At 60.9% G+C, this 5,380-nt stretch carries 7 protein-coding genes; 3 read left to right on the forward strand and 4 right to left on the reverse strand.

Annotated features, from left to right (window positions below):
• The 4 genes from KGB03_RS02330 to KGB03_RS02345 all read right to left on the reverse strand — a co-directional run.
• Window positions 1-1,239, reverse strand: a 1,239-nt coding sequence (locus KGB03_RS02330) for an ATP-binding protein (protein WP_223526202.1), incomplete at its 3' end; no start/stop codon positions are given.
• Window positions 1,236-1,904, reverse strand: a complete 669-nt coding sequence (locus KGB03_RS02335) for a response regulator transcription factor (RefSeq protein WP_111452443.1) — start codon at window positions 1,902-1,904, stop codon at window positions 1,236-1,238. The genes KGB03_RS02330 and KGB03_RS02335, both read right to left, overlap by 4 nt.
• A 3-nt stretch (window positions 1,905-1,907) precedes the next feature.
• Entirely contained in the window at window positions 1,908-2,231 is a 324-nt protein-coding gene (locus KGB03_RS02340; protein WP_111452444.1) for a PepSY domain-containing protein, read from the reverse strand.
• A complete protein-coding gene (locus KGB03_RS02345; protein ID WP_008152162.1) occupies window positions 2,231-2,539 on the reverse strand; it encodes a PepSY domain-containing protein in 309 nt (102 codons plus the stop codon). The genes KGB03_RS02340 and KGB03_RS02345 overlap by 1 nt, the downstream gene beginning before the upstream one ends.
• A 274-nt stretch (window positions 2,540-2,813) precedes the next feature.
• On the opposite strand from KGB03_RS02345, the gene KGB03_RS02350 reads away from it, so the two are divergent.
• The 3 genes from KGB03_RS02350 to KGB03_RS02360 all read left to right on the forward strand — a co-directional run bounded on the left by KGB03_RS02350 (window position 2,814) and on the right by KGB03_RS02360 (window position 5,303).
• On the forward strand, window positions 2,814-3,893 hold the full coding sequence (locus KGB03_RS02350) for a patatin-like phospholipase family protein (RefSeq protein ID WP_223526204.1): 1,080 nt from the start codon (window positions 2,814-2,816) through the stop codon (window positions 3,891-3,893).
• A 94-nt stretch (window positions 3,894-3,987) separates the two neighbouring features.
• Window positions 3,988-4,344 carry a 6-carboxytetrahydropterin synthase QueD gene (queD, locus tag KGB03_RS02355; protein ID WP_008152165.1) on the forward strand — a complete coding sequence of 119 codons (357 nt, stop codon included), beginning with the start codon at window positions 3,988-3,990 and terminating at the stop codon, window positions 4,342-4,344.
• A 128-nt stretch (window positions 4,345-4,472) separates the two neighbouring features.
• Window positions 4,473-5,303, forward strand: a complete 831-nt coding sequence (locus tag KGB03_RS02360; protein ID WP_223526206.1) for an alpha/beta fold hydrolase — start codon at window positions 4,473-4,475, stop codon at window positions 5,301-5,303.
• Window positions 5,304-5,380: the final 77 nt, after the last annotated feature.

The raw sequence follows: 5,380 nt of genomic DNA on the forward strand, positions 1-5,380 counted from the left end.
CGTATCGACGATGTCCCGCACAATCCCCAATCCCAACCCATGCCCATCCGTTTGTTCATCAAGCCGAGTACCCCGGCTGAACACCTGATCGCGCTGGTTTTCGGGAATCCCCGGTCCATCGTCTTGCACGCTTAACTCAAACCCTTCGGCCGTCTCGACCACGCTCAACCGAACCTCGGCATCCGCCCATTTGCAGGCGTTGTCCAGCAGGTTACCGAGCAGTTCGAGCAAATCCTCACGATCCCAAGGCAGTTGCAACCCCTTCGGCGCCACATAGCTGAGGTCCAGATGCTCGCCATGAATCATGTTCAACGTCGCCAGTAATCCAGGCAATTCAGCATCGCAATCAAACAACGCCCCCGGCAACGCATCGCCGGATAACCGTGCGCGATTGAGTTCGCGATTGAGTCGCTGCTGAACCTGTTCCAGTTGCGCCTGCATCACCTTGCGCAGTTCCGGCTGCGCATCGAGCTTCTCGCTTGAGGCCAGGCTCAACAACACCGCCAGCGGGGTTTTCAAGGCGTGGCCGAGGTTGCCCAGCGCATTGCGCGAACGCTTGAGGCTGTCTTCGGTGTGCGCCAGCAAATGGTTGATCTGCGCCACCAGCGGTTCAAGCTCTACCGGCACCTGATCATCGAGTTGCGAGCGCTGGCCTTGCTGCAACTGGGCGATCTGCTCGCGGGCCTTTTCCAGCGGGCGCAAGGCCCGGCGCACGGTGATCCGTTGCAGCAGCAGAATCAGCAGCAGCCCCGTCAGCCCAAGGCCCAATCCGACTTGACGCATGCGCTGGAAACTCTCGCGCACCGGCGTGTAATCCTGGGCCACGCTGATGGAGATCGATTGGCCGAGCCGTCGATAGTCTGAACGCAGCACCAGCAATTGCTGGCCTTCCGGCCCCAATTGCAGGTTGCTGTGCAGGCCGGCATGGTCGAGGCGCGGCAGTTCCTGATCCCATAGCGAACGGGAGCGCCAATGGCTGTCGGCGAAATCGATGCGAAAGTAATGCCCGGAAAACGGTCGCTGATAGGCCGGCGACAGGTGTCGCTCATCCAGCTGCAACCCCTGCGGCCCACGCACCAGCGCCACCAGCAGGTTTTCACTGTCGTCGCGCAGCCCGGCTTCGAGGTAGCGCTGCAAACCCATTTCGAACAGCCACAGGCTGGTCTGCGCCAGCACCAGGCCGACGATCACCATCACGCTGATCAGCCCCAGGCTCAAGCGGCGCTGGATCGACCTCACTGGGCTTGCCCGCCGAACAGGTAACCCTGGCCGCGACGGGTTTCGATGACGCTGCGCCCGAGTTTGCGCCGCAGGTGGTTGACGTGGACTTCGAGCACGTTGGAATCGCGCTCGGTTTCACCGTCGTAGAGGTGTTCGGCGAGGTGGCTTTTGGACAGAATCTGCTCGGGGTGCAGCATGAAATAACGCAGCAGGCGGAATTCAGCGGCGGTGAGCTGGATGTCGGCGCCGTCGCGGGTCACGCATTGGCGGCCTTCGTCCAGGTGCAGTCCGGCAGACTTGAGCGTCGGCTGGTTGGCATGGCCATGGGAACGGCGCAACAACGCCTGGACGCGCAAGTGCAGCTCTTCGGGGTGGAAAGGCTTGGTCAGGTAATCGTCGGCGCCGGCCTTGAGGCCTTCGATTCGTTCGGCCCAGGAATCACGGGCGGTGAGGATCAGCACTGGCGTCGACAGGCCAGCGGCCCGCCATTGCGTCAGCACGTCGAGCCCAGGCAAACCCGGCAGGCCGAGGTCGAGGATGATCAGGTCATAAGGCTCGCTGCTGCCCTGATACACCGCGTCGCGACCGTCGGCCAGCCAGTCCACGGCGTAACCCTGCCGGTTGAGGCCAGCCATCAGTTCGTCGGCCAGCGGCACATGGTCTTCCACCAGAAGCAAACGCATCGATCAATCTTCCTTGTCTTTCAGTAACTGGCCGGTGGTGGCGTCAAGGTCCAGTTCGCGGACCACACCTTCACGGGTCAGCAACTCGACTTCATAAACGTAGACGTCGTGTTTCTCTTCAAGCTCGGCTTCCAGCAATTTGGCCCCGGGGTAACGGTCCAGCGCTTGCTGCAACAGCTGCTCCAGCGGCAGGATCACACCCTGTTGACGCAGGCGCAGGGCTTCGTCCTGATCCAGGTCGCGAGCCATGGCCACCGAGCAAAAAGCCAGAAGCGCCAGAGCCATTCGACCTCTCGTGCACCGCTGTGAAAAAGAAAACACCTTCATTACGTATCCTGATGATCCTTGAGAATCTGCCCGCTGACGGCGTCCAGCTCCAGGTCCCACTCAATGCCCTGAGGGTCGCGCATTTCCACCTGATAGATGTACTTGCCGTACTCTTCTTCCAGCTCGGTTTCGGTGATTTTGGCGCCGGGATGTTTGGCCAGAGCGGTGGCGTTGAGCTTCTCGAAAGACACAATGGTACCAGCGTCGCGCAGCCTCAGGGCTTCGTCGGGACCGAGGTCGCGAGCGTGGGCGATGCTGGCGGTCATGCCGATGATGGACGCGGTGAACAGGGCAGTCAGGGTTTTCATGGGGTGTCTCCGTATTTTTTTATGTGTTGCCGAGGGAGTGCACCTTAACGGGGCGAACTTAATTGAAACTGAATTGCCATCATTGAGCCGGCAACACGACATCACCGCCCTGCACAAAACCCTGTGGGAGCGGCGGTGCGGCGATCCGACTTGCTCGCGAAAGCGGTGTTTCAGTTGGTATTAATGCTGCTGACTCACCGCTTTCGCGAGCAAGCCCGCTCCCACAGGGATTCGTGCGTTTATAATCCCCCGCTTGCCTGCATTCGAGACCGGTATGACCGCTTTCCACATCAAGTTCCCCTCCCTGACCCTCAAGGCCGGCCCTCGTGCCTTGGCGCGCATCCGTGAAAACGGTTTGAGCGCCGCCGATGTCGGCACACTGCCGGGTGCCGCTGGGGGTCCCAAGGCGTTGGGGATTCAAGGTCTGGACCTGGCGTTGTTCGGCGAATGGCTGCCGACGGCACCGCGGGAGCGCTCGTTGATCGGTGCGTCGGTGGGTTCCTGGCGCTTCGCCAGCGCGTGTCTGCCGGATGCCGCCGAAGGTATCCGCCGCCTCGGTCACCTCTACACCGAGCAGAACTTCGCCAAGGGCGTGACCATGGCGCAGATCAGCCAGAGCTCCCGGCGCATGCTCGATGAGCTGCTCGACGGCCGCGATGCCTCGATTCTGGACAACGCTCATTACCGACTGAACATCATGGTGGTCAAAAGCCACGGCCTGCTGGCGGACGATCATCGCGGCCGACTGTGGCTGGGCCTGTCATCGGTGATCGCCGACAACCTGCGCGGCCGGGCGCGCCTGTCGCGGCATTTCGAGCGGCTGATCATTCACGATCCGCGCCTGGCCCCGCCGGTCAATGCACTCAACGATTTCCCCTCGCGCTTCGTTGCGCTGAATGCCGGCAACCTGCGCCAGGCCTTGCTCGCCTCAGGCTCGATCCCGATGGTGATGGAAGGCGTGCGTAATCTGCCGGGTGCCGGTGCCGGGACGTTTCGCGATGGCGGTCTGCTGGACTATCACCTCGACCTGCCCTACAGCGGCAACGACATCGTGCTCTATCCGCATTTCACCGACCGGGTGATTCCCGGCTGGTTCGACAAGACCCTGCCATGGCGCCGCGCGTGTCCTGCGCGCTTGCAGGATGTCCTGTTGCTGGCGCCGTCAAAGGATTACCTGGCGCGCCTGCCCTACGGCAAACTCCCGGACCGCAACGACTTCAAACGCTTCATGGGCGATGCCCCGAGCCGACAGAAATACTGGCGCACGACGATGGATGAAAGCCGTCGCATGGGCGATGAGTTCCTCGAACTGGCTGCCAGCGGTCGCCTCGGGGAGCGCTTGCTGACCCTTTAGTCAGTGTTTTCCCGCAACGCCAAACGCAAACTGTTAAACTCGCCGCCTGCCCACATCGCCGCGGCGATCGCCACCTGACAGAGCTGAAATCACTGTGGAAATCTTCAAAGAATTTACCTTCGAATCCGCCCACCGCCTGCCCCACGTACCGGAAGGCCACAAGTGCGGCCGCCTGCACGGTCACTCGTTCAAAGTGGCGATCCACCTGAGCGGCGACCTCGATCCGCACACGGGCTGGATCCGTGATTTCTCGGAAATCAAGGCGATCTTCAAGCCGCTCTATGAGCGCCTGGACCATAACTACCTGAACGACATTCCCGGTCTGGAAAACCCGACCAGTGAAGTGCTGGCCAAATTCATCTGGAAGGAATTGAAGCCTCTGCTGCCGGAACTCAGCGCGATCCGCATTCACGAGACGTGCACCAGCGGTTGCATCTATCACGGTGAATAAGCCGATCTAAACGCCGATAAAAATCCCTGTGGGAGCGGTGTTTCGTCAGTGAATATAAAAACAGCCTTCAATGGCTGTTTTTTTATGCCTATGCTTTTTGGCTCCCCCACGCCAAGAGGACACCCCCAATGACTGACTGGCCGCTGCCTCAGACCTATCGCTTCAACGGGCGCTCCGTTCGTTACGCCGTACGGGGCGACGGTCCGCCGTTGGTGTTCGTGCATGGCACGCCCTTCTCTTCTTACGTGTGGCACCGGATTGCACCGCACTTCATCACCAACCATCGGGTGCATTACTTTGACCTGCTGGGTTATGGGCTATCGGAGAAAATCGAGGGCGATGTGTCGCTGGGTGTACAGAACGACCTGCTGGCTCATTTGCTCGATCACTGGGGTCTGGCGCGACCAGACGTCGTCGCTCACGACTTCGGCGGCGCCACCGCTCTGCGTACTCATCTGCTGAACGGCAAGGACTACCGCAGCCTGACGCTGATCGATCCCGTGGCGCTGACGCCCTGGGGTTCGCCGTTTGTGCAGCATGTGCGCCAGCATGAGGCGGCATTCAGGGGCCTGCCCGATTACATTCAGCGGGCGATTGTGCCGGCGTATATTCGCGGGGCGATCAAGCGCGAGATGCCTGATCATCAACTCGCGCCTTACGTGCAGCCTTGGCTCGGCGATCCGGGGCAAGCGGCGTTCTATCGGCAGATCGCGCAGATGGACGAGCGTTATACCCGTGAGGCCGAAGGGCTGTACCCGACGATTCGGTGTCCGGTGCAGATTCTGTGGGGGGAAGACGATCAGTGGATTCCCATTGAACGCGGGCAGGCATTGCATCAGATGATTCCCGGGTCGCGGTTTCAGGCGATTGCGAATGCCGGGCATCTGGTCCAGGAAGATGCGCCGGAAGCGATCGTCGCGGCGCTCCTGCGGTTCCTCCCACAACAAAAATCCCCCTGAAAAAACCGAATCAAATGTGGGAGCGGGCTTGCTCGCGAAAGCGGTGTATCAGTCACAGCAGATGTCGACTGATACAC

Source organism: Pseudomonas sp. BF-B-26, from assembly GCF_019956495.1.
Lineage (GTDB): Bacteria > Pseudomonadota > Gammaproteobacteria > Pseudomonadales > Pseudomonadaceae > Aquipseudomonas.

Bases quoted from the DNA above. Each gene is read 5' to 3' on its own strand.
- KGB03_RS02335 (WP_111452443.1), bottom strand. From the start codon at position 1,904: ATGCGTTTGCTTCTGGTGGAAGACCATGTGCCGCTGGCCGACGAACTG.
- KGB03_RS02340 (WP_111452444.1), bottom strand. From the start codon at position 2,231: ATGAAGGTGTTTTCTTTTTCACAGCGGTGCACGAGAGGTCGAATGGCT.
- KGB03_RS02345 (WP_008152162.1), bottom strand. From the start codon at position 2,539: ATGAAAACCCTGACTGCCCTGTTCACCGCGTCCATCATCGGCATGACC.
- KGB03_RS02350 (WP_223526204.1), top strand. From the start codon at position 2,814: ATGACCGCTTTCCACATCAAGTTCCCCTCCCTGACCCTCAAGGCCGGC.
- KGB03_RS02360 (WP_223526206.1), top strand. From the start codon at position 4,473: ATGACTGACTGGCCGCTGCCTCAGACCTATCGCTTCAACGGGCGCTCC.